This window comes from Sphingopyxis sp. C-1 (assembly GCF_001047015.1).
GTDB lineage: Bacteria > Pseudomonadota > Alphaproteobacteria > Sphingomonadales > Sphingomonadaceae > Sphingopyxis.
The window spans coordinates 833995-858060 of the sequence record NZ_BBRO01000001.1 but is presented as its reverse complement, the minus strand read 5'-3'; the positions used below and the strand labels follow the sequence as shown (position 1 = coordinate 858060).

Genomic DNA, 24066 nt, shown 5'->3' with positions numbered 1-24066 from the left:
TCTCATTCGCTTTCAATCATATCGGCGAGCTTCTTGAGCCCGCGATGGATGTTCACTTTCACCAGCGATTCGCTCTGGCCGCAAATCGTCGATGCCTCGGCAATCGAGGCGCCCTCGATCTTCACCAAGGTTATCGCCTGCACCTGTCCCGGCGTGAGATAGCCGAGCATCCGGTCGATGCTGAGCCGCGCATGCACCGCCTCGTCCCCGGCGCCAACGGGAGCATCATTATCGCCAAGTTCCGCTTCGTCACGTTGGCGACGAAGCATGTCGATCCAGCGGTAGCGCGCAATCGCCGCAATCCAGGGCAAAAAGGGCCGCCCGCTATCCCAAGTCGCCAGTTTGCGATGCATCGACACAAGCGTCTCCTGCACCAGGTCGTCGATGTGATGGGGAGCGATCCGGCGTGCAAAATAGCGTTCAAGCCAATTGCGGCAGCCCCCGAGCAACGCACGATAGGCCGCACGATCCCCGCGCTGCGATGCAGCCATCAGGCGCGACAGCGAGGGTTCGTCGAGGCTCATTACGCGCGCACTCTAGCAACCAGCGCGTCGGCCGAAAACAGCCCCCCACCGCGCACGATCAATATCGCCGCCATCGCGACCCACAGCGAGTGCACTGGCCACCAGGCATCGGGATAAACGAATATCTGAATGACGAGCGTCATCACCAGCAACGCGCCAGCCGAGAAGCGCGTCGCAAGGCCGAGGAGCAGCAGCGCCGGAAAGACATGCTCGGCATAGGTGGTCAACGGCACTGCGAATGCAGGATCGAGCGGCAGGCCCGAAAATTCGGATGCGAACAGATCATATTGCGACGGATTGATCTGCAGGAAGCCTCCTTCGACCAGCTTCGTCTGACCCGACCGCCAAAACACGCCCGCAAGCGCAAGGCGGAGCAGGAATAAAGCGGCGGATTCGGGAATATGCGAGGCAGCGATCTCTACGCCGCGGTCGTAGAATGCGACTAAGCGATTCATCATAAAGCCTTTCGAATACCGGGCATCGATTGGCGCCGCTCATCCGGCAGCACTGTCGCGATTGGGTTCGGCAGGATACGCCCGGAAGTTACAACACATTGAGCGCCAGGCGCGCGAAGAGCGATATTCTGGGAAATGGGATCGCCGGGCGGCGTGTATGGCCGCCCGGCGCTCGCGTGGGCCGAGACGCGTCAGGCCTTTGGGGTCAGCGATCCGGTGCCTTTGGGTGTCTTGATCGCGGTGCAGGTCCCGGCCTTCACCAGCTTCCACGCATTGCCTTGGTAGTTAACTGTGGACGTACCCGCGCAGCTCGTGCCCGCGCCGGCTTTGCAATCATTCTTGCCGGCGAGCGACACGCCATAGCATTTCTCCATGGCCTTGGGCGCCGCAGAGGCATTGGTCGCGGTCGCAGCGATCGCGAGCGCCAGCGTTGCAGCGACAGTGGCATAGGTCTTGGTCATCATCATTCTCCTATAACGGCGGATGCCCACTCCGAGGTCGGGCATGACCAGGAGTTCGCAGACGATCGACCGATGGTTACAATGGCGTGCCGTGAAATGCGGCGGCGAGGATCTCCGCGAGCTTCGACTCCTTGGCAGCACCTCGCCATTTGCGCTGGGGATGTAACCGTGGTGCGATCCGCGCCGAACTGGGGAAGCCAATCCGGCGAAATATTCTCCAGGAGACCGATATGATCACGCTTCGTACCAGCACCAGCATCGCCGCTTCCGCCGCTCTCATCGCGATGGGCGCTGCAGCCGCCCCGACGGCGGCTGTCGCCAAGGGCGCGACCACCGTCCATTGCTATGGCATCAACACGTGCAAGGGCACGTCCGACTGCAAGACCGCGCACAACGAGTGCAAGGGCCTGAACGACTGCAAGGGTCAGGGTTTCAAAGCGATGTCCGCCAAGAAATGCGCTGCCGCCGGCGGCAGTCTGACCGAGAAGTAAGTACCTCCAGTCCGGCGGGTTCCCTAACGCCCCCCTGCCCGCCGGGCCACCGTCCTTCTGTTCCGCGAGGTCCCGATGATCCCTTCTTTTTCCGGCTTCGGTCTCGGCCTGCGTAAGCCGCATTATCCCGAATTTCTCGAACAGCGCGTTTCGGTTGATTTTGTCGAGGTCATCTCGGAAAATTTCATGGTCGACGGCGGCCGCCCGAAACGCATCCTGCGGGAAATACGCGAGCGCTATCCGGTAGCCCTGCACGGCGTGTCGATGTCGGTCGGTTCGGCCGATGGCGTGGACGCGGCCTATCTCGCGCGGCTGAGGGCGCTCGTCGATGAAATCGAGCCCTTGTTCGTGTCGGACCATCTCTGCTGGACACAATTCAGCGGGTTCAATTCACACGATCTCCTGCCCCTTCCCTACACGGACGAAGCGCTCGGCATCGTCTGTGCAAATGTGGACCAAGCGCAGGACATGTTGGGCCGGCAGATGCTGATCGAAAACCCGTCGAGCTATATCGAGTTCGATGGCGACACGATGCGCGAATGGGGATTCCTCGATGAACTGTGCACACGCACGGGATGCGGATTGCTGCTCGACATCAACAATGTTTTCGTCAGCGCGACCAACCATGGTTTCGACCCGATCGCCTATCTCGACGGCATCCCGCACCATCGCGTCCGCCAAGTCCACCTCGCCGGGCATTCGCAAGGAAGCGCCATGCTGATCGATACGCATGACAGCCCCGTGCCGCCGTCTGTGTGGGATTTATACGCGCATGCGCTACCCCGCCTCGGGCCGGTCGCGACGATGATCGAGCGCGACGACGCGATCCCGCCGCTGCACGAATTGCTCACTGAACTGGACCAGGCCCGCGCCTCCAGCGCGGCGGCGCGGTCGTTGGCGGCATGAGCCTCGCCCAAACGCAGCGCGCGTTCAGCGCATGGTTGCGGACGGGAGCGACCGACGACGCCATTCCTTTCGGTTCCAGCGCGCAGCCAGGCATGGCCATCTACCAGAATAACTTCCGGGCGCAGCTCGCGGACTGCCTGGAAGACAGCTTCCCGCAAACGCGCCAATGGATCGGCGGTGAGGCTTTTCACGATGCGGTCGTCCACCATGTCGAGCGCGTACCGCCGAGCAGCTGGACTCTTGACGCCTATCCGCGCGATTTCCCTGCGACGCTCGCGCTGCTCTATACCGACGATCCCGAAGTCGGCGAACTGGCGGATCTCGAATTGGGATTGGCAGAGGCCTTTGTGGGGCCGGATGCCGAACAGATCGCGGCCGTTCGCATCGCGCAGGTCGACTGGGATCGTGCTATCCTGCGGTTCACGCCGACGCTCGATTTGCGCCCGCTAAAAACGAACGCCCCGGACATATGGAACGCCCTTGCCAGCAAGGAAACACCACCGGCTGCCATGCCGTCGCCCAAGGGCGCTGCGCTGATGATCTGGCGTCAAGGCGAAACGTCGCGGTTTCGCGTGATCGACGGTGCGGAACACCAGAGCATTCTGCAGACTCGCAATGGGCTGTCCTTTGCGGCGCTTTGCGCGCAGCTGGTCGACCAGATGGGAGAGACAGACGGGGTGGCCGTCTGCGGGGCATGGCTCGGCACCTGGCTAGCGGAAGGCCTGCTGACGGATATCGTTCAATGTCCGAACTCATCGACGGGCGCAGCGAGAGAGTAAAGGCTTTTCCGACGGAGCCAGTGGCAAAGCGCGCCATCGGGGCACCGGTCACGGGGCGTGTCGTCTCAGCGGCCGAACATTTCCCACCGGGCGGGCAAGACTTCGTTTTTTCATGAAAGGCGTAGCGGACCTGGTTCCGCCCGTAGGTCAGCCATATCAGGTCCGCACTGACAGGCCCCTCGCGTCCGCATGAAGAATGATCGCCGTGCCGGATCAATCGAGCTGACCGCGCAACCGACAGACCGTTAGTCCCGCGCACCCATGGTCAGCGGGCCCCACTGCACGAATGACAATCCCAACTTTTGGCCAGGACCGCCGGGCGTCTCCTAATCTTCCCGATCCCAAGACCGCGGATGACACAGCTTTGCGACAGATGGCGGCCATCATGTGGACGGGGCACGGAAAGGCATTGTCATGGCAGTCCAATATCGAGCCACCACCCGCTTCGGCCTCGGCCGTCGATTTGACGACGTCGCGATCGCCGACCCGCAAGGCTGGCTGATACGCCAACTCGTCGAATATGATCCCGCGCCCGCGCCGATCGCGGCGCAGGCCAGGCGCGAGGCAATTGCCAACGCTTATGTGACATATCAGGACCAGAGGCGGGCGATGCGTCGCAAAACGGCTGAAATGCCGATGCCCGAGAACCAAGACAGCATGCCCCCCGAAATGCAGCGGCTTTCGCGGTCAGGGATCCGGCGCCATTACAGCGATGCGGCCGCCGCGCGCCTTGCCGCCGCCGTCGCGACGCCGACGCCCTTTCCCGAACGGCTGGTGCATTTTTGGTCCAATCATTTCGCGGTGTCGGCCGACAAACAGTCCGTGATCGGCTTTGCCGGCAATTACGAGTTCGAGGCGATCCGCCCGCATGTGATGGGCAAATTTTCTGACCTGCTGATCGCCGCGGTTCGCCATCCCGCAATGCTGTTCTATCTCGACCAGGCCCAAAGCTTTGGCCCCGACAGCCCTTTTGCAGCTCGCGTCAGAAATCGCGGCAAAGGCAAGGCGCCGGGTCTCAACGAAAATCTGGCGCGCGAGATACTGGAGTTGCATACGCTCGGTGTAAGAACGGGCTACACGCAGGCCGATGTCACCGCCTTTGCCAAGGCACTCACGGGCCTGACCGTCGCCGGTCTTGGGCGCGGAGCAGGGCTGCGATTGATGCCCGCCGATGCGCGGCCGGGCGCGACCCTGTTCATCGGCTCGCTCCATGAGCCGGGTCCCAAGACGATCCTTGGCAGGCGGTATGAGGATGAAGGCAAGAAACAGGCCGACGTAGTGCTGCGCGACCTCGCCGTCCATCCAGCGACCGCCGAGCATATCGCGACCAAGCTGGCGCGCCATTTCACGGCAGACGAGCCGCCGACGGCACTGGTCGACCGGCTGTCGGCGGACTTCGTCAAGACCGGCGGCGACCTTCCGTCGCTGTACCGAACGCTGATCGCCTCGCCCGAGCCATGGGCGTCAAAACCGGCGATGTTTAAATCACCATGGGACTGGACGGTGTCGATGTTGCGCGCGCTGAACGTCCCGGCGCTTGGAGAACGGCAGAATGTGGCGGCCATTTTCACGCAGCTTGGGCAACCCGTTTGGCGCCCCGGATCCCCCGCAGGCTATGACGACAAGGTCTCGACCTGGGCAGGGTCTGCGGCGCTGATGCAGCGCGTCGAACTTGCGAGCCGGATCGCCGGACGGATCGGCGACCGCGCCGATGCGCGTCAACTTGCGCCGCTCGTCCTTGCTGACGCGCTCACGTCTGAAACCGGCGAGGCGATCGCCCGCGCCGACAGCCCGGGCCAGGGTATCGCAATGCTGTTCGCCAGCCCGGCCTTTTTGCGGAGATAGATGATGAACCTTTCACGCCGCTCTATCATCCTGTCGGGCATCACGGTTGTCGCCGCAGGCGCGCTTCCCCGCTTCGCCTATGCCGCCGCAGGCACGCCCAAACGCCTCGTCTTCATCATTCAGCGCGGCGCAGCGGACGGGCTGGCGATCGTCGCACCGACCGGAGATCCTGCATTTGCCGCCGCGCGCCGCACGATGGCCGATGAGACCGCGGGCGGAGCCAGCCTCGATGCGATGTTCACCCTGCACCCGGCGATGGCGGCCACCGGGAGCCTGTTCGCCGGCAATCAGGCGCATTTTGCGCACGCAGTTGCCACGGGCTATCGCGACCGCTCGCATTTCGACGGACAAAATATGCTCGAAGGGGGCGGGTCGCGGCCCTATGGGCGCGACACCGGCTGGCTTGGGCGATTGCTAACTCTCTTGCCCGCCGCAGAGCGCGACGCCATCGCGATTGCGCCTGCCGTGCCGCTCGCGCTCCGCGGTACGGTGCAGGCCGGCACTTACGCGCCTAGCCGCCTGCCACAAGCCGACAGCGATCTGATCACGCGGCTTGGCGCGCTCTATCAGGACGATCCGCTGCTGCACCCGCTTTGGGAGAGCGCAGTCAAGACGCAAGAACTGGCGAGCGACATCGGCGGCAACAACGGCCGCAACGGCGCCGACCTCGGCAAGCTCGCCGCCTCGCTCATGCTTCCCGCCGACGGCGCGCGGGTCATGATGGTCGAAACGGGCGGTTGGGACACGCACAGCGGCCAACGCGGTCGGCTCGCGGCGCAGCTGCGTGGGCTCGACCAGCTTGTCGGCGCCGTTCAGACCGGGCTTGGCCCGGCGTGGGCCGAGACGCTCGTCATCGTCGCGACCGAGTTCGGCCGCACAATCGAAATCAACGGCACCGGCGGCACCGATCATGGTACCGCGGCGACCGCGATGTTGCTCGGAGGCGGATTAAAAGAAGGCGGTAAAGTATCGGCAGACTGGCCAGGGCTGACCCCATCGGCGCGGTACGAAGGTCGTGACCTCAAACCGACCCGCAGCCTCGAGGGCGTGATCGCGGGCGCGGTGTCGCATCATTATGCGCTTGACCCGCGGATTGTCTCCAAAACTCTCTATCCTGATATGTAGAAGCGATTTTGGCGGCCTCGCAAACGGATGACGGTGGCCGCGAGTTACCCGTCAGATGCGGGGCTTGAATCTGCGACGCGGGGCCCTTTTCGCTACAGACGCGACCACAAAAAAGCGCCCGCCCGGGTTAGTCCGGGCGGGCGCCAGATGAAGAATTCGTCCTCGTGCGAGGGCGAGCTCTTCTGGGTCGCCCGGCGCTGTTAGGACGAACATCAGGGATTCGATTGGATGGAAACGCCAAATCGGCCGGTGCCGCATTGCCGCCCCCGCGATGAGCGGCTAGCTCAATGCAGACCAGCGGGGGCGAATGGTTATGCGCGGATTCTTCGGACAGCTTGCGGCGCTCGCCTGCGTCATCGGCCTCCCCTATGTATCGCCTGCCCAAGCGCAGTCGCCCCAAGTCCAGGATGAAGCCCGCAAAGCCGATTTCGACACGCGGATGGCGGACATCAGGAGGCGCCAGAGCGCGGTTCCGTATAGCGACCAGGCCGCGCGGATCGCCCTCCTCACTGAACGCGCCAAGCTGATTGCCGGATATCATGGCGAAGCGAGCGTTGCCCATGCCGATGCCCTCCAACTTCTCGCTTTCGAATATTATTCGGAGAAGCGCTGGGCTGAGGATGCGGCGCTTCGCGCACGGGCTCTCGAAATTCGTCGCAAGGTCGAGGGCGATAGATCGAGCGACACGCTTTATGCCGTGCGCGCCCTCGCCCACTCGCTCGCAGAAGACCATCGAAGAGCGGAGGCCACCAAAATATTGGCCGACGTCCTTCAAGCCTGGCAAGGCGGCGCCACCCTGAGCGACGCGGCCGAACGCACGGTGCCGCGCGGGCGCACGGTCGAGGGCAAGGCACTCGGCATGGCCGCTGCCACGCATGCCAAACTTGCTCTCGACAACGGCGATGCGGCATCGGCGCTGGCGTCGTCGCGTATCGCCGCAGCGTCGTCCCTGGCCTACCGGCGCGGATTCGGGGTTGGTGTTCTCGACGAGCAGATGGTCGAGCTTGCCGAGCGGGATCCGTCCACCCACACCGGCGAAGAGACATTCGCCGAATGGTCACGTCTCTACGCCGATGTGCTTTGGGAAGCTGATCAGGCGGGCCCATCGGCCAAAGGTGATGCGCTCCTTGTCCTGCAGGACATCATGGCGGGCCGGACTTCACGCGCCTTGGCGCGATCGGCAGCGACGCGCGCGGCTGCCGCGTCGGGCGCCGCCGGACTTGCCGCAGACCGCGATGCCAAGGCGGCCGAACTCGGCGCGCTCTTCGCCAGGAGCGAGGGCATGAAAACCGGCAGCGAGGCCGATCGGGCGCTGTGGCAGGACATCGGCACAGCGAATACCGCGCTCGAGGCGATCGACGCCCGGCTGACCGCTGCGACGCCAGGCTATTTCGAATTGATAAAGCCCGCCATGCTGAACGAGGCGTCCGCCAAGGCCCTGCTTGGCGCCGACGAGGCCTTCTTGATGATTGTGCCGACCCCGCGCGGCACGCACAGCCTGATCGTGACGCACGAAGGCATCGACTGGCACCGCTCCGCCATGACAGAGGCGGAACTGGCAGGTCATGTTCGCCGACTGCTATGGGATGTCGGCGCGGATATCGATGTCACGCCCGAAGAAGATGAGCGGTGGTCTGCCGAAGGCGAAGGCGACTTCCCGTTCGATCGCGGCACGGCCTTCCACCTCTATGAGGAACTGATAGCGCCCGTGAGCAAGGCGCTGGCAGGTAAGCGCCATCTGTTTACGTCCGCGACGGGTTCGATCTCCTCGCTGCCCTTGGGTATCCTTGTCACCGAAAAGCCCGAGGGCGTTGACGGCGACCCTGCCACATTACGCGCAACGCCCTGGTTTGCGGACAAGGTGGCGATCGTCCAGCTTCCCTCGCTCCAGTCGCTTCAGCTTCTTCGGGCGGTGGCAGACCGCGACGCCCCCGACAGAGGGAATAACATGATCGGCTTCGGCGATCCATTGCTCGAAGGAAATGCCGCCACGCGCGGCGTCGAGGGTCGAACCCGGATGGCACGCGGCGGCAACGCGCCGCTCGCCAGCAACATCTGGCGCACATCGAGCGGCGAGACCCAGCTCGCCGATCCAGCCGCGCTTCGCCGGCTGGCGCGGCTTCCAGGGACCGCGAAGGAGCTGAAAGCGATGGAGACGCTTGTCGGCTCCGAGAAAACGAAGTTGTTTCTGGCAGGCGAAGCGACCGAGACAAAGCTGAAGGGGGCCGACCTTGCGTCCGCATCGGTGCTGTTCCTCGCAACGCATGGCCTGGTCGCGGGCGAGGTCGGCGACATTGGCGAACCGGGCCTCGTCTTCACACCGCCGGTGGTCGCCAGCCCCGCCGACGATGGCTTGCTCACCGCGAGCGAAGTGGCATCGCTGCGCATCGGCGCGGAGTGGGTCATCCTGTCGGCCTGCAACACGGCAGCTGGCGACGGCCGCGCCGGCGCGCCTAGCCTTTCCGGTCTCGCACGCGCTTTCTTCTTTGCAGGATCCGAGAGCCTGCTCGCCTCGCACTGGCCGGTCCGTGACGATGTCGCGGCCATTCTCACCGTGCGCCTGTTCGAGATTTTACAAGGCGACCCAGGGCTGTCACGCGCCGAAGCGCTGCAGCAGGTCGAACGCGAAATCCGCGACGACACGCGTGACGATCCCTATCTCAAGAGCTGGTCGCACCCGAGCGCCTGGGCGCCCTTTTCGCTGATTGGCGATGTCGGCCGCTGATCCGTTCAAGACTAACCGTTGGTCGCACAGGGCGGCAATTGGCAAGATTTCGTTAACCTCGTCCGCGCATGTCCGGTGCGGGGGGCACGACAAGCGGCTTCAGCCGCGCGAATGGAGATTTCGCGGTGCTCGAATATGAAACGAGACCGGTATCGGTCGCCGGCCCGCTGGGGCCGGTGACGTTGGCCGACCTGCCATCGTCATCGACGACCTATTGGGTCGCACGGCGCAAGGCCGAGCTTCTGGCCGCGATCGACGGCGGCCTGCTCGGACTTGAGGACGCCTGCCGGCGATACCGGCTCAGTGAGGAAGAACTTGATGGCTGGCGGCGCACGCTCGACCGTGCGGGCATCCCGGGCCTTCGGATCACGAACATAGCGCGAGACCGGAAGCGATAAGATTTACCCTAGGTGCCGCGCGTCCCCCACAATCGCGCGATGCCAGGGGGACGGCGTGAGCAGACTGGTCCCTCTCGCGCCGTCTTTTCTTCACGGCTTCGGACCTGGGGGCCAGCACGATCGGCGCTGCACGGCGATTGGAGTCATCCCCTTGAGAGGGGAGTTGAAAGGAAGCGGACCGTTTCCCGTCTTTAGCGACCATCGAGATTGGCCGCCCGATCGGCAAGCGCGCCAAGCAAATGAATCCCGCGATAGCGCTGTTCGATCTGCCCCAGTCGCGCCAATTCTCTCATCGCTGCGCCCAATGTAACGCGCGACACGCCGAGCAGGTCGGCGAGCTGTTGCTGCGTGGCATCGACGGTGTCACGACCAGCGCTACTGCGTGCCATGGTTACAAGCAGATGCGCCAGCCGATCCGTCGCGCTCAGTCTTCTTTCGGCATCGATCGTGTCGAGCGCGCTTGCGAGTTGCCGCGACAGGCTTCGTAGCAGGAGCTCGGCCCAGCCGACGTCCGCAGCCATCAATTGGCGAAGCAAGGGACGATCGATAGCGATCATGCTCGCGCCACCCTCGGCGATGGCATCGACCTGCCGCGGCACGCCGGTGAAGAAGGCAAGTTCACCGAACAGGTCGCCGGCAGCAAGCACCGCGAAATGCGTGAAGGCGCCGTCTGCTGAATGACGGCCGATCGTCACATGCCCATCGATGACGGCCCAGAAGGCATCCCCGGGATCGCCCTGATGCTGGATGAACTGTCCGGCGGCAAATTGCTGCACGCGTGCACGCGCCGAAAGTTGCGCCAATTCGTGCGCAGAAAGCCGTGAATGCTCGGCCATCGCAAAATGATAACTTCTTTGCATTCCTGAACCGGACGCTGTGGCATTTACCGATTCAAGGCAAGCGGCAATCGATCGCGGGCCCATGGGAGACGGCCATGCATCTGACGACAGCGCAATCGAGCCTCATCGTGCTCGGCATCTATCTGGCCTTCGGACTGCTCGAACTTACCTCGACGCGTCTGTTCGCGAAAGACGAGCAAACACGCCATGACGGAATATTGGAAGCGGTTAGCACGATCGTGCTGCTCGCGATCACGCAGCCGACGATCCTTCTTATCGTCGGCGCGATCGGGCACCGCACCGCCCCCCAGTTTGAAGGCGCACTTGCGGGCATTCCCGTCCTCGCCGCGCTCGCGTTGTTTCTCGTCTTCGAGGACATGATGCAATATTGGTGGCACCGTGCGAGCCACAGCTTCGGCTGGCTCTACAACCTCCACCGCGCCCATCATAATGCGCGCTATATGAGCGTGCGGCTCGTGTACCGGAACAACATCATCTACTATGCCCTGATGCCGAGCATCTGGTTTGCCGGCGTGCTGGTCTATCTTGGGCTCGGCTGGTTCTATGCGGGCTATCTGGTCGTCAAGATGGCGGTGATCATAGGCGCCCACAGCGACGTCGCCTGGGACCGCCCCCTCTATCGCATCAAGGCGTTGGCGCCGGTCATGTGGCTCGCCGAACGCACGATCAGCACCCCCGCCACCCATCATGCGCATCACGGCCGCCATCTCAGCGATCCCGCCGTCCATTATAAGGGCAATTTCGGAAATCTGCTCTTCTTCTGGGACGTGCTGTTCGGCACCGCGAAGATCACCCGCAGCTATCCTGAAAGCTACGGCGTCGAGGATCTGCCGCCGGCGACGCTCGGCCAGCAATTGCTGTGGCCGATCTTTCCAGAGAACAAGGATATGGCTGCGGATATTCCCGGGAGCGTTCCAGCGGCGCCCTTGCCCCGAAAAATTGCCGCCGGTTGATGGCGGTTCGCGGTCACGCAGCCGGCCGGGGGGATTTGACGGGGGCGGACGCGCAGAGCCATTTTTTTAGCCTCGAGCTCACTTCCGCATTTTGCGACCGGTATAGGCAAGGACAGTGCGGAAAAATTGAGCGCCCTACCGCGGTGGCGACCAAAAGTGCCCGTGTAGCGACGCTCAGCCCCCTGACCCGAAAACCGCCCAAGCCAGCGCGCAAATGGTCAGAATTACCGAAAGCGCGAATAGAATACGCACGGCCGGCGAACGGACCATGTCCAATATGGCGCCAAACATCCCCGTAACAAGAAAAAGGACGAGCGCGATGAAGGCAATGAAGTGTAGCGGAGGTATCTCGAACTGCATTTTTCATCCCCCGTTGCCGACTGAGGCCAGCGAGCGGGGTGCGCGCGTCCAACCATAATTGTTGCGCGGAATCTTATTGCGCAGACTTTTGCGTCTTATCGCTCGCAGTCGCTCCATCTTCCGATGTGGCAGCGACGGCGTCGGCGAATTGCTCCGCCGTGTAGGCTGCCGCAAGGCCTTTCGGCGACATGATGAAAGCCGAGCGGGCGACAGGCACATCGCCCTGATCGGTGGCCAGCGTAACTGTCTCTCGATCGACAGATTTAACGGTTCCGAGAATCTGGCTCCCTTTCGCGCTATGGACGGTTACCCCCGGCTTGAGGGCGCTCGCCACGGCAGCTTCGACTTTGGCCCGCCCTTCCGCCGCCTGCTTGAGCGCATCGGCGAACTGCGCCGGGCTGAAGCTAATCGCCAGTCCGGATGGCGACAGGAAGAAGGCGCCCCGCGGCAGTTTCACATCGCTCGCCGGGGTCGATACGATCACCCCGTCGGCATCCACCTGCTTTACCGTGGCAAGGACGGTCGCGCCGTTGACACCGCGAACCTCCGCGCCAGGCTGCACGGCCGCTTCGACTGCATTCGCCTGCGCATTGGCCGCCTTGTCGCGAGCCGCGACGAGCTCGGCGCGCGACACCGAGATCAGCAACCCCTTTTCGCCCTTCCCGAACGAGGTGACAGGCAGGGCAATCGGACCACCGTCCAGGCCGATGACCGCGTTGCCGCCGCTTACGCTTTCGACAGGCCCCACGAGATCGCCTGCCGGATCGTAGACCGGCGCGCCCGCAATGACATCCACGTTCGCTGCCGGCTGTGCGATGGCGGCGCCGAATGGCGCTCCGAGCGCGGGTACCAACGCAAGGGACAATAGGGCGCCGAGACGCTCGAGCATCCGATATTCTCCTGAATTTTGTGCGATGAGCCACCTATTCACAGATGGGCGGGAGAGTTAACCGCAAAGCAGGATGAACCGTGCAGCGAGCGAGACGGGCAGAGTTGAGCATGCGATGCGGACCTCGCGCATGCGCTAGGACGTGGCGATGGAGGACAGCCCGGCCGTATCGGCAACCGAACCCAAGTCTCCGCCGACGCTTGCGGCGCTGATCAGCGGCAGTCCAGCGTCCGGCGATGTCGTCCGGGCTGCGGAGACGCTCTCACGAGCGCTCGGAATCGCCTGGGAGGCAATCTTTGTCGAGACGCCGGAAACCGATCTGGCGGGTGCCGCCGGATCGCGTGCATCCGAAGCGCTGGATTATGCGGCACGGCACGGCGGCACCGTGGCAACAGTTGCTGCCGCGACGATCGCGGGCGGCATTTGCGAGCATCTTCAAAGTTCACCCGCTGCTCATCTCGTGATTGAAGCGCAGCCGGCCCGGCGCTGGCGCGACCGATTACAGCCGTCGGCGATCGAGAATTTATTGGCGCGGGAGCCAGATATTCTCCTTCACATCCTACCCAGCATCGCAGAACCAGCGCGGGAAGCGACGCCTTTGAAGGCTCCCGTGCGCATGACTGCAACACATTATGCAGTCGCCGCAGTCTGGGTCGGCGCGACGCTCCTGTTCGCCGAGCTTCTTCATCTTTTCATTCCAGCGCGGTCGCTCGACCTCGTGTTTCTCCTGCCGGTGATCGCTATCGCCGCCCGCTACGGGCTGCGCCCGGCCCTGTTCGGCGCCATGCTATCGGTGCTTGCCTATAATTTCTTCCTGCTCGCCCCCTCCTTCCGCTTCGACCCCGCTGCGCCGCAGAATCTTGTGATGGCGGCGGTCTTGTTCGGGGTCGCCGCCTATACGACCATGGTGACCGGGCAATTGCGGGGACGGCTTATCCTCAGCGACCGTAGCGCGCGCGACAACGCCAGCCTCGCAGCGCTTGCGCAGCGACTGACGCGCGAAGCCGACTGGGAAAGCACGGCGGCAACGCTGTGCGAACATGTCCACGGGCTGTTCGATCTGAACGCCGCCGTGTTTCGCGAACGGAACGGCACGCTGGTCATCACGGGTGCGGCGCCACGCGAGCCGGTGCTGGGCCCGGTAGACCGCGCGGCCCTCGAATGGTGCCATGCCCATGCCGAGGAAGCGGGCGCGGGCACGGCGCGGATTTCCTCGTCCGACTGGCAATTCCATCCGCTGGCCACATCGCTCGGGCAACTGGCCGTTCTCGGCATTGCGCGCGACGATGGCGCGGAGCCCGTCAGACCCGACCAGCGCGTGTTGCTTTCGACCATTATCGCGCAGGCCGCCCTCGCGCACGAGCGCCTGCGGCTCGAAGACGAGATGCGAAGGGGCCAGCCGTGATCAGGTCGCGGCCCATCTTTTGAATCATTTGACTGGCCGCGGCAGACTGCGACGATCATCATACCGGGATGATTCCAGGCCGCAGGATGGTCCTGGCGCTGTTCGCAACCGCGGTTATTGCGGACGCGGTCAGCGCAATCCTATCGCTTGAGCGGCACTAGGCTTCGGGCTTGCCTGCAGCTTCGCTGCCGCCCGCAGCTTTCCGGGCCGGATGCCGGCGTTTTGACGGGGCGGAGCACGAGCCGTCCTTGGCTCGCTAGCCAGCGATCGTCGCCGAGGGTGATCAAGTGCCGTAGCGGCGGGCGCGCGAGAGGAAGGGAATGACTTCGACGCATTTCGACGAGTCCCCAGCTCCAGGATCGCTCAATTGCCAAGCAGAGCCCCGCTGATTTTGCGAGACATGCGACTGCGGCGCTCCAACGACGTGGCGGGGCGGGGCCGGCCAGGTCCCCGGTCTTAGCGCCCCACCCGAGTGCTTCGCAGAAAAGAGCAAAAAGAAATTTGCCTATACATGCAACGGCGATGGCCGTGACCGGTTCGTTAAACAGGAGGGGGGCGAACCGCATGCATAGCGTGCGATCAACCATCAACCCGGAGAAGTATCATGGTAGAAACCATCGAACGCAGCCAATCCCATCGCCTCATCGCATCCGACAAGGTCGAAGGAACGAGGGTCTACAATCCCCAGAACGAAAAGCTCGGCACGGTCCGGAATATCATGATCGACAAGAAGTCGGGCAAGGCCGAACATGCCGTGCTCGAGTTCGGCGGGTTCTTCGGCCTGGGCAGCGACCACTATCCGATCCCGTGGGACATGCTCACGTACGACACCGAGAAAAACGGCTATGTCGTCGATCTATCGAAAGAGCAGGTCGAAAGTGCGCCGCACTATGCGGCAGACAACGCGCCCGACTATGACGATGGCTACGGCCGCAGTGTTTACGGCCATTATGGCCTGAATTATCCCGTTGTCTGACCGACGATGAGAGTGACATTGGGTCGTTATTTTGATGTACCTACGCAGGCGCGTGCCGGAGAGATCAACTCCGGCCCGCGCTCTTGCCGGCTCAGGGTTCCAGGCTCGTACCTTGACGCGAATTGAACTCTTTGTCCTGCGTGCGGACGCCAAATCTATCGGGATTGCTCCCTCGGCCTGCCAGAGGCACGTGATTGCCAGCAATCGAAAATTTGGCCGATTTGAGATTGTCCGAAATTAGGTGTCAAACAAAGGGAGCGGACGTTCAACGACGAACCGGAGAGCTCGCTCAACGGGATAGCGAGTTTTACTGGCTAGACTTTGATGTTTTCCGTCAGAGTCAACGCATCTTCAACGTCGACGCCGGGGTAACCTCTCTTGCACAAGTCATCTCGCGCGCGCTCCGAAAGTCGCTTGATCGGCAACGTGACAATCAAAACGTCTCAAGCTATCGGCGTCTTGGGTCGCACCGCTTTTCTTCTCTCGCCGAGGCGACACGATGCGCATACCTGTTTTATCCCGACTATCCACATTGCTGATGCTGGCATTTGGCGCGGGTTCAAACGCGCAGGCCCAAGCCGGTCTCGAAAGCTGGACCTGCACCGCGGTGGCCGAAGGCGCCCATTGCATCGAAAGGCTGGACGCCGCCGATCTTGCCGTCGCGGTTCAGTCGTCGGCGCGCGATTTGCGCAAGCTCAAGGCCTACAGCGCGGAGGAGTGGCGCAAACAGCAGCGCGGCGCGCAGGGCAAAGGCGCGATGGGTAAGTATAAGCTTGGAATTGCCGACGCATCAGGAGCGGTCGTCGTGCCCCCGCTCTACAATCATGTTACGATCGTCAATGACGATACCGCCTACGCCGTGCTGCTGACGATGAATGGCAAGACGGCGCGGTACGACAATCTGATGATCGACCTCAAGACCGGAGTATCTCGGCCTGCCGACCCCGGTCTCCCCACCTTCTTCCGTCCTCAAACCTATCTGACCGCGTCGGGCCACCGCTATGTCGTGGGTTACAATGACAGACATTCCGAGGCCTCCGTGCCCTTCAATCACCAGCGCTTCCGGGCATGGGACGGCAGCAAGTTCCGGGTCCTCGGTGATGTCAGCCTCGAAGGCGGGGGCTCGAGCGGCCCCAACCTCCTGCGATTGTACGGCGAAGTGCTGGTGCTGCGGCAGACGTCGTTGAGCCACATCACCCCTGTGCGCATCTTCGACCGATCGCTCACCGAACTTCACAAGGACCACGACCTTGTCATCGCACGTGACGACAAATGGCGGCTCACGACCCTTGCCGCCGTGGAACCGATCGATGGCAACCGGGTCTACCGTCCGCTCGCAGCGAACGGTGAGTTGGAGACGCGGCCCGATGGTTGGATCGGGTTCGTGGCCAGCCACCCCGATCCGCAGTGGGAATTGTACGACGGGAATTTGCGCGTCAGCGTTTATCGGACGCCGCGCGGGATCCGCTACCGTTACGCTGGCGGCGAATATGTCTCGCTCGTCACCGATCCAGCGCTGATACCGGCTTTCTTCGGCAATTTCCGCGGTCGCACCGGGCGCCAGACGGTATTGGGACGGCTCGAGACCGGGCAATGGACCGCAGTCGAAGATCCGGCGCGCCAGACCTATGCGAGCCTCGCCGACGCGATCGCTGACCTGCCGCGCCGCAACAGCAACATCGCCGCAGCCGCTTACTCAGCCGCACAGGCGGCGCGAAGCAAAGGCGACCGCGGGCAGTTAATCGCCGATTTCCAGGCCCATCTCGATGCGCCCGCCTATTCACCCGACGGCACGAGCCTGATCGCGAAGGCACGCAAGCTCGGCGGCGACTATCTTCTAACCTATGCCCGGCGCTTTCCTCTGGAACCGCAGGACCTCGCCGTTCTGTGCACCGGTGGCCGGAATGCAATGATTTGCGACAGTCAGCGCTCGCGTCTCGCCGCGCTCGATGCGGCCCGGGCCGCGCGCGCCGAACGCGGCGCCGAAGCCGCTGCTTTCGCCAACGCCATGGCTGCCGCAGCCAGCCGCCCGAGTGATCCGGCGCTTGTCACGGTCCGCACGTATGACAGCAAGGGCAATTATCTCGGCGATCGTCTGATGACCCCGTCTCAGGCCCAGACGATCGGCGCCAGAGCCTATTGAGGGTTAAGCATATCGACAACGCACCCGCATATCGGGTCGACAGCCGGTACCGAGGCAAGGATTTAAGGATCGAACCTTTGGACAGGAGCCAGGCCAACGGTCGAATATCGATGAGCAAGCAAAGGGAGACCGACAATGGCAAAAGGAAACTATCTGATTACGGGTGCCGCCATGGCGGCAGTGGTTGTCATGACATCGGCGGATGCAAAGTCTCCTCCACCACCGGCTGAAGTGACTAGCCGTTGGAAAAGCTATTTTGCTGACAGCAGCTATCGCCAATATCGCGACCCGGCGATCGTCCGCGACGGAACGAACGCAAGTTTGTGGAAGGTATCCGTGCCGACGCCGTCCATGAGCAAACTCGGCGTTCCCACGATCTATGAACGGGTGACCTATGATTGCGTGGGCAAGCGCAAGAAGATCATGGAAATAAAACGCTTCAAGGCGGATGGATCGATCCAGCCGCCGCCTGAAAAGGATGTCAAACTGGACAGCTGGTTTCCGACGCTGAGCGCGTCCGATACATTGCTTCTACGCGAAGTTTGCTCATCGATTTGATGGTGGCGTAACGTCGTCGCAGAATCGCCAATGACCGCGACTAGGTCGAAGCCGCGACTTCGTCGTCGCATGCAAGCCACCGCTATCGATCGGCGACAATTGAGCTCGCCCAATGCGCGGTGGCGCTGATCAAGGTTGGCCGATTGCTGCCGGTCTTCTATTGTGCGGAAAGTCAGAGAGGCCGCCATTGGCGGCCAAGCGAAGGTCTCGTGCTTCTCGGCCGGGCCACCCTGACGTTTCAGTCCCCCATCAAATAACCAACGCCCGGCGCAGTACCGCCAGGCGGTTGCGAGTAGTCGCATCTTTTGCGGTACGAAGCGTTTTATCGGCGGCTGTAAACGCGCGTATCGCCTCCGGACGATCGCCACGCGCCAACGCGATTTCAGCCAAGGCGAGATCGACTCCCGCACCGAACTCCGATCGTCCGGTGAGATCAGCGGCCTTCTGCCTGTCGAGGCCGTCCAGCAGCGCGCCCGCTTCGGCATAGCGGCGATTGGCGATGAGACATTCCGCCGTGTAGAAGCTGATGACGTGCGCCAGCGGATAGTCCGCGCCGAAAGCGCGTTGCACTGACAACAGTGCGTCTTGCGCGACAGCGACGCCGCGAGCACGCCGGGCGGTCTGACACAGGGCAACGGCATAGTCATTCTGCCCGACGAGCGCCTGATGCGACTGGGGGCCAGCCTGCACCGCAGCGCCTTGCCAGACACGTTCAGCTTCACCCGCTGCATCGTCATAGCGACCGAGCGCGGCAAAGCTCTCAAAGCGGGTGGAATGAAGCGCAAGGGTGAAACGATGATTGTCGCCGAACCGCGCGCGCATTGCCGCAAGCAATGGCCCGCTCGCACGCAGCGCTTCTTCATCCCTGCCCGCCATGGAAAGACTGTTTACCCAGTGCTGACGGGTAACCAGTGTGTCGGGATGATCGTCTCCGCGCACGCGCCGGGATTGCGCGACAATGGCCCGCGCGGCGGGTTCGGCATCCTTGGCCCGGCCAAGCCGCATCAGGACAAGAACCAGCGACGACTTCGCCTTGAGAAGCTGGGTGGGCGGTACATCCGACCCATTCGCTTCGCCGATGGTGACGGCGCGGCGAAAGGCGCGCTCGGCGAGTTCGATATCCGCCATATAGCCGTACGCGCCTTCAGCCTGCGCCAAGGCAAAGCCGACCCTTCCCTTCTCGCCGCGCGGCCCAAGGCGCCGTCGCTCGGCCCCGAGCAGCCGCCCGGCTTCTTCGAGGCGTTCGGGCTGACCCGAGGTCGATTCCATATGAATGCGTCCGAGCCGTCCAATCACGGCATCGTCGCTGTCCACTTCGTTCGCCTGTGCAAATAGCTGTTCCGCGCGATCGTATTCGGCGCGTGCGGTGTCAAAATCCGACCGCGCGTGAAATGCTCGCGCCACGGCGAGGTGCAACCGCGCAGCGACTGCGGGAGAACCGGCAAAGCGCCGATCGATGTTCCCGCTCGCGCGCTTGATCGCGTCGATCACCGTCTCATCAGCGGCCGAGCGCGTCGGGTCGGGGCTCGCCAGCACGTCTTCGGCGATGAAGCTGTAGCCCGTGTCGGCCAATTGCTGCGCGGCGACCGCCCGATTTCGCTGCGTCCATGCATAAACGGCAAAGGCCGAGCTGGCGATCAGGCCGAGCACGAGGCTGGCGGCTGCGGCGCGCATCCACGGACGGCGCATGCGCCGGCGCTCTTCCAGCCGCTGCTGTTCCGCAACAAATGCGGCACGCTCGGCGGCGCGGGCAGCGGCCTGCCGGCGTTCATCGAGATGGTGCAGGCGGTGAGCCAGATCGGCGGCGCTGCCTAGTCTGCGCTCAGGCGCGACCTCGGCGGCATGGCGAATGTCGTCGCGCAACAGCGGATCGGGAATGCGATGCTCCCAGCCGGGCCCCAGAGTCGCCGTGAAGTCGCCCACGGCGAGCTGATAGAGGATGAGACCAAGCGCATAGATATCGCTTTTGACGGTCGGCATGGCATCGCCCGTCAACTCGGGGGCACGATAAGCGAGCGTGCCCGAACGCGGTTCATCCTTGCCAAGGTCGGTGTCGAGCGAGCCGGGGTCGGTGATGTGAAAGCTCTCGAGCACCGTGTCATCGAGCAGGCGCCCGCTGCCGAAGTCGGCCAGCCTGACGGATTGGCCGCTCTCGCCCTCGGCAAGAAGGATATTCGCGGGCTTCAGATCCTTGTGCAGCACGCCAAGACCATGCACCTCGGCGACCGCGCGGCAAATGTCCGCCGCGACCGCCAGCCGCCTCTGCAGCGGTATCGCCGCCAGCCCGCCCGCTTCATCCGCCCAGACAGTCAGGTCGTGACCACCATAGGCGTATTCAATAAAATAGGGCGAGGCGTCGAAGTTCCATTCCAGCAGCGCCGGCAGCGGGGCGGCGGCGCCAAGGCCGGCGAAGACGACGCGTGACAGAGCTGCCTCGCGCTTGAGCGCGCGCAGCCGGTCGGGTGCGTCGGCAAACTTGAACACCCGCAGCTCGCCTGTCTTCTCGTGACTGGCGAGCCAGACATCCTCTGCGCCCGTATCGCCGAGCGGCTCAGCCAGCCGCCATTGCTTGCGCCCCGGCACGGCGTCGCCGACCGCGAAGGTGAAGCGCGGCGCGAGTGGGGATTCGACGCTTGCTATCTTGACGGTGCAGGTCAGGCGATAGCCGACGCGCGGCACGGTCTCGATGATATTATCCTGCCGTCCGCCGAGCACCTTTCGCAGCTTGGAGATGGCGGTCGGCAGCGAGCCTTCGACCACATTAAGGCCCGGCCAGACCGCATCGAGGATTTCGTCCTTGGTGACGACCTCGCCCGCGCGCAGCAACAGCTCGTGAAGCACCTCGAGCGGCTTGCCTTCGAGCGCGACGACATGTCCATCGACGCGCAGCGCCCAGCTCGCCTCGTCGAACTCGGCACCCGCGAATGTCCAAAGGCGTCTACGCCGCCGCGACGAACTGCTGCCAGCCATGCTTTTCCCCCTCGAACGCGGTTTTAGAAATTCTTGAGAATGCCATCAAGACTTTGATGGGCTGGTCTTTCTAGGCTCATCGCAACAGAACCAGTCAGGAGAAGGCAAATGACCAGGACAGCACAACGTGCGGCGATTTCCGCGCTCGCACTGCTCGGCCCGATGTTCGCGCTCAGCGCGTGTGGCGGCAAGCAGGCAACATATGTTCATACCGAAAAGCCGGAGTGGCGGCTCCAGTTTGTATCCGACGACCATGTGAAATATCTTGGCAATCGGGGCGATCTAGAATGGTCCTATACCGCCGTACGCGATTCCGAGGGCCGCATTCTCTCTTTCGAGATGAGCCATCCCAACATCGGCTCGATGGATTTTCGGCTCAACCAAGGCACCGGGTGTTTCTTCAATCATCGGGAGGGCGTCTTCTGTCCGCAGGGATGAAGGATCGATTTTGGCGGCGAACATCCCTGTCGGAAATGCCGCAGGTTTTGGAGGGCGGGTCGACATGGCGACAGTAGGGAAAATCCGCAGCCAGGCGGAGCTGAATATCTTCACGATGACCGGAACGGTGGTCGGACAGCAAGGCCGTACCTCCACCCACCTGTCATCTGAAACCACGACGACGGGCGGCGGCGGTTATCTGCATCAGGGGAGCGGGTTTATATCAGCGCCGACGACGCGGACATCGGTGTCTTCCTCTTCGACGCAGCATCAGCGACTGTTTGCGCGCCAAGACGATGGCGACGAATTCGACGTCGAGTTTCCGGACCTCAAGTTCGGCGTTCGCGACGGTCACCGCGTGTCCGTCGTCTGCGCCGGACCCAAAAGCACGGGGCGGGGCCATCCGATGGCGCTGGTCAATCACACCACAGGTAACCATCAGCTTTTTCCCGCGCGCGTGAACTGGATTCTGAGCAACCGCATCAAGCTCTACGCTGTTGGCGCGGGCGCTGTTCTTCTGCTCCTCTCGATCATCGCAGTGTCCCTGTCTGGCAGGGCTACCGGGGGGATCATGCCCGCGGCGTTTCTGATCGGCGGCGGCGTGGTGGCATGGGAGATATTTCGCTGGCTGACCCTCTACCGACAGGTGCGCCTTGAGATCGAAAAGGCCGCGCAATCGGCCCTGCAAGAAGAGAAGGATCAGACCCGTGCAACATGATAGAATCAGCAAAGGCGCTTGCCGTCCCATCGCCCTGGTCATGGCCTCCGCATGCCTGGCGGCCTGCGGATCGCAATCCACCGCCGCGGCGAACGACGCGCAGACAAACACGGCCACCAATGCGGCCACCAGCGTTGCGGCTGCCACACCAGCAGCAGCACCGACCACCTTGCCGCCCGCTGCCCTGAGCGCATGGGTAAGCTTCGCGCGCGGCCAGTGCCGCGATCAAGGCGAGCGGTTCGCCGCCGTACGTTTTGCGCCGCTGGCCGGGCGCGCAGAGGCGGTCGATCTTGTGGAGCAGCATTTTGCAGGCAGCAAAGGCGGCTTCGTGTCCGCCGATTTCAATGCGGACGGCAGCCCCGATTTCGTCGTCACCACGCCGGGACACGGCTGCGTGACCAGCAGCCCGGCCTATGGCGATCAAGGGCCGCCCGTCGATTTTATCGTTTCCTCAGGCAGCGGCTATCGCGTGTTCGACGGCTTCATGGGCTGGATTTCGCCTGACATGATCGCGCGTCGCGACGACCGCGACCTGCTCGACCTGCCGGGCGGCTTCAACGGCCGCTGCGGCACCGTCACCAAGGTCACATGGGGCTGGACGGGCACCGATATCGACGCCCTGGAACGGCGCAACGATCGCGGCCAGCTCGTTGACAGGGAGGGATGCGCGCACGCTACCGCTGCACGACAGCCGCAGGCCGCAGCCACCTCCCTGCCCGTCGAAAAGGGATTTTACGCCTTCGCCGCCGGGAACGGCAGCTGCGCCGACGCTATCGAGCAACAGTTTTTTGCCTATTGGGATGGGACGCACATCGAAGCGCTGGGCGGCAACCGCTACCGCATCCGTTTCCGCGAAGTGGAAGCCGCCGAAGTCATTCTCAATGACCGCATCTTCACGGTGAACAGCCGGACCAGCCTGACCGAGCAATATGGGACCCGCTGGACTCATTGCCCAACGGCGCAAATTCCTCCCCCCGTGCTGCAATATGTCCGGCGGGAACTCGATCTGAGGTGATCGACCGTAAGCCATCGATGGAGTTTCATTCAATGGCTGACGCGGTGGCGCCAGCAGCTAAAGAAGGAGTGCGGAATATGTCCACCATATGCAGTGCGGCGCGCGGCGGCGCCCTTGGCCTCGCGATCTTCGCCTTGACGGCCTGCGGCTCGGAATCCACCGCTGCGTCCAAAGCCGCACCGGATAGTGCCATGAACGCAAGCGCGTCCGCGCAGCCCAAGGCAACGTCGCAAGCCGCACCAGCGACGACGCCATTGCCCATCGAGCGGGGTATCTACGGCGATGTCGAACGGGGAAGCTGCGCTCGCGCCAGAAGCGCCTTCTTCTACGACGGGACGAATTACGGATATGTCTCCCCGGCCGAGCCGGGCTGGAATGACGCGGCATATTTCGAGATCAATCGTATCGCTCGCGTGGGCCCACCGACACGGGGAAGCGATTTTTACGACTATTACCAGGGATACACCCTCGTCTGGACCGCCGAGCATGCAGCGGGAGACAATGAAGATGTTCTCGGGATAAAAGCCGAAGCAAATGGCCGGGTCAGGAGCATTGCGGTTAGTAGCGGACCCAAAGGAGATATGGTTTCTGAAGAGACCTATCAGAAATGCGGCTTCGCGCAGCTTTCACCGCAGATGCAGGCGACGATCCGCGCCGAGAGGCCCCAGCTTGCGGACGGGTCAGGTGCCGCCGGCAACGCGGGTGGCCAAGCCCCGGTTGCGCCAGCCCCCGTCGCCGCGCCGCTTGCACCCTTCAACATCCGCCCCGGCCACTATGTGCCGGTTCGTGCGGCCTGCGGCACGGCGACCGAGATGATCTTCTATTATGACGGTCGGCGCGCAGGCTGGATTGACCTGTCCCCCTTCGCCGCGAACCGCATGGAGCCAGTTGCGAGCGCACGGCGCCGCGGCGCCGCATGGGTCATCGACCCCATGACAGGTGAAACCCTGCAGGTGCAGTCAGCGGACAGGATCACGGTTGGCGATCCCAATACCGGTGCCGAGACGATGCGATGGTGCCCGGCCGCCGAAGTGCGCGCCTCGGCGCGGGCGCGGTAGGTCAAGGGGGCGGA

General features: G+C 63.3%; 22 protein-coding genes. 16 read left to right on the top strand and 6 right to left on the bottom strand.

Going from position 1 to position 24066, the window contains the following annotated elements:
• Positions 1–2 precede the first annotated feature (2 nt).
• From SC1_RS03920 to SC1_RS03910, 3 genes are all read right to left on the bottom strand, one after another.
• The gene (locus SC1_RS03920) at positions 3–524 is read right to left on the bottom strand and encodes a sigma-70 family RNA polymerase sigma factor (RefSeq protein ID WP_062177852.1); all 522 of its coding nucleotides are present in this window, start codon (positions 522–524) and stop codon (positions 3–5) included.
• Complete coding sequence (locus SC1_RS03915) at positions 524–982, bottom strand: DoxX family protein (RefSeq protein ID WP_370568697.1); 459 nt, start codon at positions 980–982, stop codon at positions 524–526. The genes SC1_RS03920 and SC1_RS03915 overlap by 1 nt, the downstream gene beginning before the upstream one ends.
• 188 nt (positions 983–1170) lie before the next feature.
• Complete coding sequence (locus tag SC1_RS03910; RefSeq protein WP_062183531.1) at positions 1171–1440, bottom strand: DUF2282 domain-containing protein; 270 nt, start codon at positions 1438–1440, stop codon at positions 1171–1173.
• Positions 1441–1670: 230 nt separating this feature from the next.
• On the opposite strand from SC1_RS03910, the gene SC1_RS03905 reads away from it, so the two are divergent.
• From SC1_RS03905 to SC1_RS03875, 7 genes are all read left to right on the top strand, one after another.
• Positions 1671–1931: a hypothetical protein gene (locus SC1_RS03905; RefSeq protein ID WP_062177849.1), complete on the top strand. Its 261-nt coding sequence runs from the start codon at positions 1671–1673 to the stop codon at positions 1929–1931.
• Between the two features lie 75 nt (positions 1932–2006).
• Positions 2007–2837 (top strand): DUF692 domain-containing protein, encoded by an 831-nt coding sequence (locus SC1_RS03900; RefSeq protein ID WP_062177845.1) that lies wholly within the window; start codon positions 2007–2009, stop codon positions 2835–2837.
• Positions 2834–3616, top strand: coding sequence for a putative DNA-binding domain-containing protein (locus tag SC1_RS03895; protein WP_083435666.1), 783 nt, complete (start codon positions 2834–2836; stop codon positions 3614–3616). Before SC1_RS03900 ends, SC1_RS03895 begins: the two co-directional genes overlap by 4 nt.
• Before the next feature lie 414 nt (positions 3617–4030).
• Entirely contained in the window at positions 4031–5461 is a 1431-nt protein-coding gene (locus SC1_RS03890) for a DUF1800 family protein (RefSeq protein ID WP_062177839.1), read from the top strand.
• Positions 5462–5464: 3 nt separating this feature from the next.
• The gene (locus SC1_RS03885; RefSeq protein ID WP_062183530.1) at positions 5465–6586 is read left to right on the top strand and encodes a DUF1501 domain-containing protein; all 1122 of its coding nucleotides are present in this window, start codon (positions 5465–5467) and stop codon (positions 6584–6586) included.
• Between the two features lie 313 nt (positions 6587–6899).
• Positions 6900–9311 (top strand): CHAT domain-containing tetratricopeptide repeat protein, encoded by a 2412-nt coding sequence (locus tag SC1_RS03880; protein WP_062177836.1) that lies wholly within the window; start codon positions 6900–6902, stop codon positions 9309–9311.
• A 68-nt stretch (positions 9312–9379) separates the two neighbouring features.
• Complete coding sequence (locus SC1_RS03875; RefSeq protein ID WP_083435664.1) at positions 9380–9709, top strand: DUF1153 domain-containing protein; 330 nt, start codon at positions 9380–9382, stop codon at positions 9707–9709.
• A 191-nt stretch (positions 9710–9900) separates the two neighbouring features.
• On the opposite strand, the gene SC1_RS03870 is transcribed toward SC1_RS03875, so the two are convergent.
• Positions 9901–10545, bottom strand: a complete 645-nt coding sequence (locus SC1_RS03870) for a Crp/Fnr family transcriptional regulator (RefSeq protein ID WP_062177833.1) — start codon at positions 10543–10545, stop codon at positions 9901–9903.
• Positions 10546–10643: 98 nt separating this feature from the next.
• Here SC1_RS03870 and SC1_RS03865 point away from each other — a divergent pair, with 98 nt between their 5' ends.
• On the top strand, positions 10644–11522 hold the full coding sequence (locus tag SC1_RS03865) for a sterol desaturase family protein (protein ID WP_062183527.1): 879 nt from the start codon (positions 10644–10646) through the stop codon (positions 11520–11522).
• A 433-nt stretch (positions 11523–11955) separates the two neighbouring features.
• Here the strand turns inward: SC1_RS03865 and SC1_RS03855 are convergent, their stop codons facing one another.
• Complete coding sequence (locus SC1_RS03855; RefSeq protein WP_062177827.1) at positions 11956–12771, bottom strand: preprotein translocase subunit YajC; 816 nt, start codon at positions 12769–12771, stop codon at positions 11956–11958.
• Between the two features lie 148 nt (positions 12772–12919).
• On the opposite strand from SC1_RS03855, the gene SC1_RS03850 reads away from it, so the two are divergent.
• From SC1_RS03850 to SC1_RS03835, 4 genes are all read left to right on the top strand, one after another.
• Positions 12920–14176, top strand: a complete 1257-nt coding sequence (locus SC1_RS03850; protein ID WP_062177824.1) for a DUF4118 domain-containing protein — start codon at positions 12920–12922, stop codon at positions 14174–14176.
• 604 nt (positions 14177–14780) lie between these two features.
• A complete protein-coding gene (locus SC1_RS03845; RefSeq protein ID WP_062177821.1) occupies positions 14781–15152 on the top strand; it encodes a PRC-barrel domain-containing protein in 372 nt (123 codons plus the stop codon).
• Positions 15153–15690: 538 nt separating this feature from the next.
• Positions 15691–17295: a hypothetical protein gene (locus tag SC1_RS03840; protein WP_193749100.1), complete on the top strand. Its 1605-nt coding sequence runs from the start codon at positions 15691–15693 to the stop codon at positions 17293–17295.
• 135 nt (positions 17296–17430) lie between these two features.
• Positions 17431–17853: a hypothetical protein gene (locus SC1_RS03835; RefSeq protein WP_152682285.1), complete on the top strand. Its 423-nt coding sequence runs from the start codon at positions 17431–17433 to the stop codon at positions 17851–17853.
• Positions 17854–18102: 249 nt separating this feature from the next.
• Here SC1_RS03835 and SC1_RS03830 read toward each other — a convergent pair whose 3' ends face one another.
• On the bottom strand, positions 18103–20823 hold the full coding sequence (locus SC1_RS03830; RefSeq protein ID WP_062177813.1) for a winged helix-turn-helix domain-containing protein: 2721 nt from the start codon (positions 20821–20823) through the stop codon (positions 18103–18105).
• 108 nt (positions 20824–20931) lie between these two features.
• Here SC1_RS03830 and SC1_RS03825 point away from each other — a divergent pair, with 108 nt between their 5' ends.
• From SC1_RS03825 to SC1_RS03810, 4 genes are read left to right on the top strand one after another with little or no spacing between them, the layout of a single operon-like run.
• The gene (locus tag SC1_RS03825) at positions 20932–21261 is read left to right on the top strand and encodes a hypothetical protein (protein ID WP_062177809.1); all 330 of its coding nucleotides are present in this window, start codon (positions 20932–20934) and stop codon (positions 21259–21261) included.
• Positions 21262–21271: 10 nt separating this feature from the next.
• Entirely contained in the window at positions 21272–21979 is a 708-nt protein-coding gene (locus SC1_RS03820) for a hypothetical protein (protein ID WP_152682284.1), read from the top strand.
• Positions 21915–22994 carry a hypothetical protein gene (locus SC1_RS03815; protein ID WP_152682283.1) on the top strand — a complete coding sequence of 360 codons (1080 nt, stop codon included), beginning with the start codon at positions 21915–21917 and terminating at the stop codon, positions 22992–22994. The genes SC1_RS03820 and SC1_RS03815 overlap by 65 nt, the downstream gene beginning before the upstream one ends.
• A 32-nt stretch (positions 22995–23026) precedes the next feature.
• The gene (locus SC1_RS03810; protein WP_152682282.1) at positions 23027–24052 is read left to right on the top strand and encodes a hypothetical protein; all 1026 of its coding nucleotides are present in this window, start codon (positions 23027–23029) and stop codon (positions 24050–24052) included.
• Positions 24053–24066 lie beyond the last annotated feature (14 nt).

Excerpts from the sequence above, each read along its gene's own strand:
- SC1_RS03845 (WP_062177821.1), top strand. The coding sequence starts at position 14,781 with ATGGTAGAAACCATCGAACGCAGCCAATCCCATCGCCTCATCGCATCC.
- SC1_RS03835 (WP_152682285.1), top strand. The coding sequence starts at position 17,431 with ATGGCAAAAGGAAACTATCTGATTACGGGTGCCGCCATGGCGGCAGTG.
- SC1_RS03865 (WP_062183527.1), top strand. The coding sequence starts at position 10,644 with ATGCATCTGACGACAGCGCAATCGAGCCTCATCGTGCTCGGCATCTAT.
- SC1_RS03880 (WP_062177836.1), top strand. The coding sequence starts at position 6,900 with ATGCGCGGATTCTTCGGACAGCTTGCGGCGCTCGCCTGCGTCATCGGC.
- SC1_RS03875 (WP_083435664.1), top strand. The coding sequence starts at position 9,380 with ATGTCCGGTGCGGGGGGCACGACAAGCGGCTTCAGCCGCGCGAATGGA.
- SC1_RS03905 (WP_062177849.1), top strand. The coding sequence starts at position 1,671 with ATGATCACGCTTCGTACCAGCACCAGCATCGCCGCTTCCGCCGCTCTC.
- SC1_RS03920 (WP_062177852.1), bottom strand. The coding sequence starts at position 524 with ATGAGCCTCGACGAACCCTCGCTGTCGCGCCTGATGGCTGCATCGCAG.
- SC1_RS03825 (WP_062177809.1), top strand. The coding sequence starts at position 20,932 with ATGACCAGGACAGCACAACGTGCGGCGATTTCCGCGCTCGCACTGCTC.
- SC1_RS03830 (WP_062177813.1), bottom strand. The coding sequence starts at position 20,823 with ATGGCTGGCAGCAGTTCGTCGCGGCGGCGTAGACGCCTTTGGACATTC.
- SC1_RS03910 (WP_062183531.1), bottom strand. The coding sequence starts at position 1,440 with ATGACCAAGACCTATGCCACTGTCGCTGCAACGCTGGCGCTCGCGATC.
- SC1_RS03840 (WP_193749100.1), top strand. The coding sequence starts at position 15,691 with ATGCTGGCATTTGGCGCGGGTTCAAACGCGCAGGCCCAAGCCGGTCTC.
- SC1_RS03850 (WP_062177824.1), top strand. The coding sequence starts at position 12,920 with ATGGAGGACAGCCCGGCCGTATCGGCAACCGAACCCAAGTCTCCGCCG.
- SC1_RS03895 (WP_083435666.1), top strand. The coding sequence starts at position 2,834 with ATGAGCCTCGCCCAAACGCAGCGCGCGTTCAGCGCATGGTTGCGGACG.
- SC1_RS03870 (WP_062177833.1), bottom strand. The coding sequence starts at position 10,545 with ATGGCCGAGCATTCACGGCTTTCTGCGCACGAATTGGCGCAACTTTCG.
- SC1_RS03890 (WP_062177839.1), top strand. The coding sequence starts at position 4,031 with ATGGCAGTCCAATATCGAGCCACCACCCGCTTCGGCCTCGGCCGTCGA.
- SC1_RS03915 (WP_370568697.1), bottom strand. The coding sequence starts at position 982 with ATGATGAATCGCTTAGTCGCATTCTACGACCGCGGCGTAGAGATCGCT.
- SC1_RS03855 (WP_062177827.1), bottom strand. The coding sequence starts at position 12,771 with ATGCTCGAGCGTCTCGGCGCCCTATTGTCCCTTGCGTTGGTACCCGCG.
- SC1_RS03885 (WP_062183530.1), top strand. The coding sequence starts at position 5,465 with ATGAACCTTTCACGCCGCTCTATCATCCTGTCGGGCATCACGGTTGTC.
- SC1_RS03810 (WP_152682282.1), top strand. The coding sequence starts at position 23,027 with ATGGCTGACGCGGTGGCGCCAGCAGCTAAAGAAGGAGTGCGGAATATG.
- SC1_RS03900 (WP_062177845.1), top strand. The coding sequence starts at position 2,007 with ATGATCCCTTCTTTTTCCGGCTTCGGTCTCGGCCTGCGTAAGCCGCAT.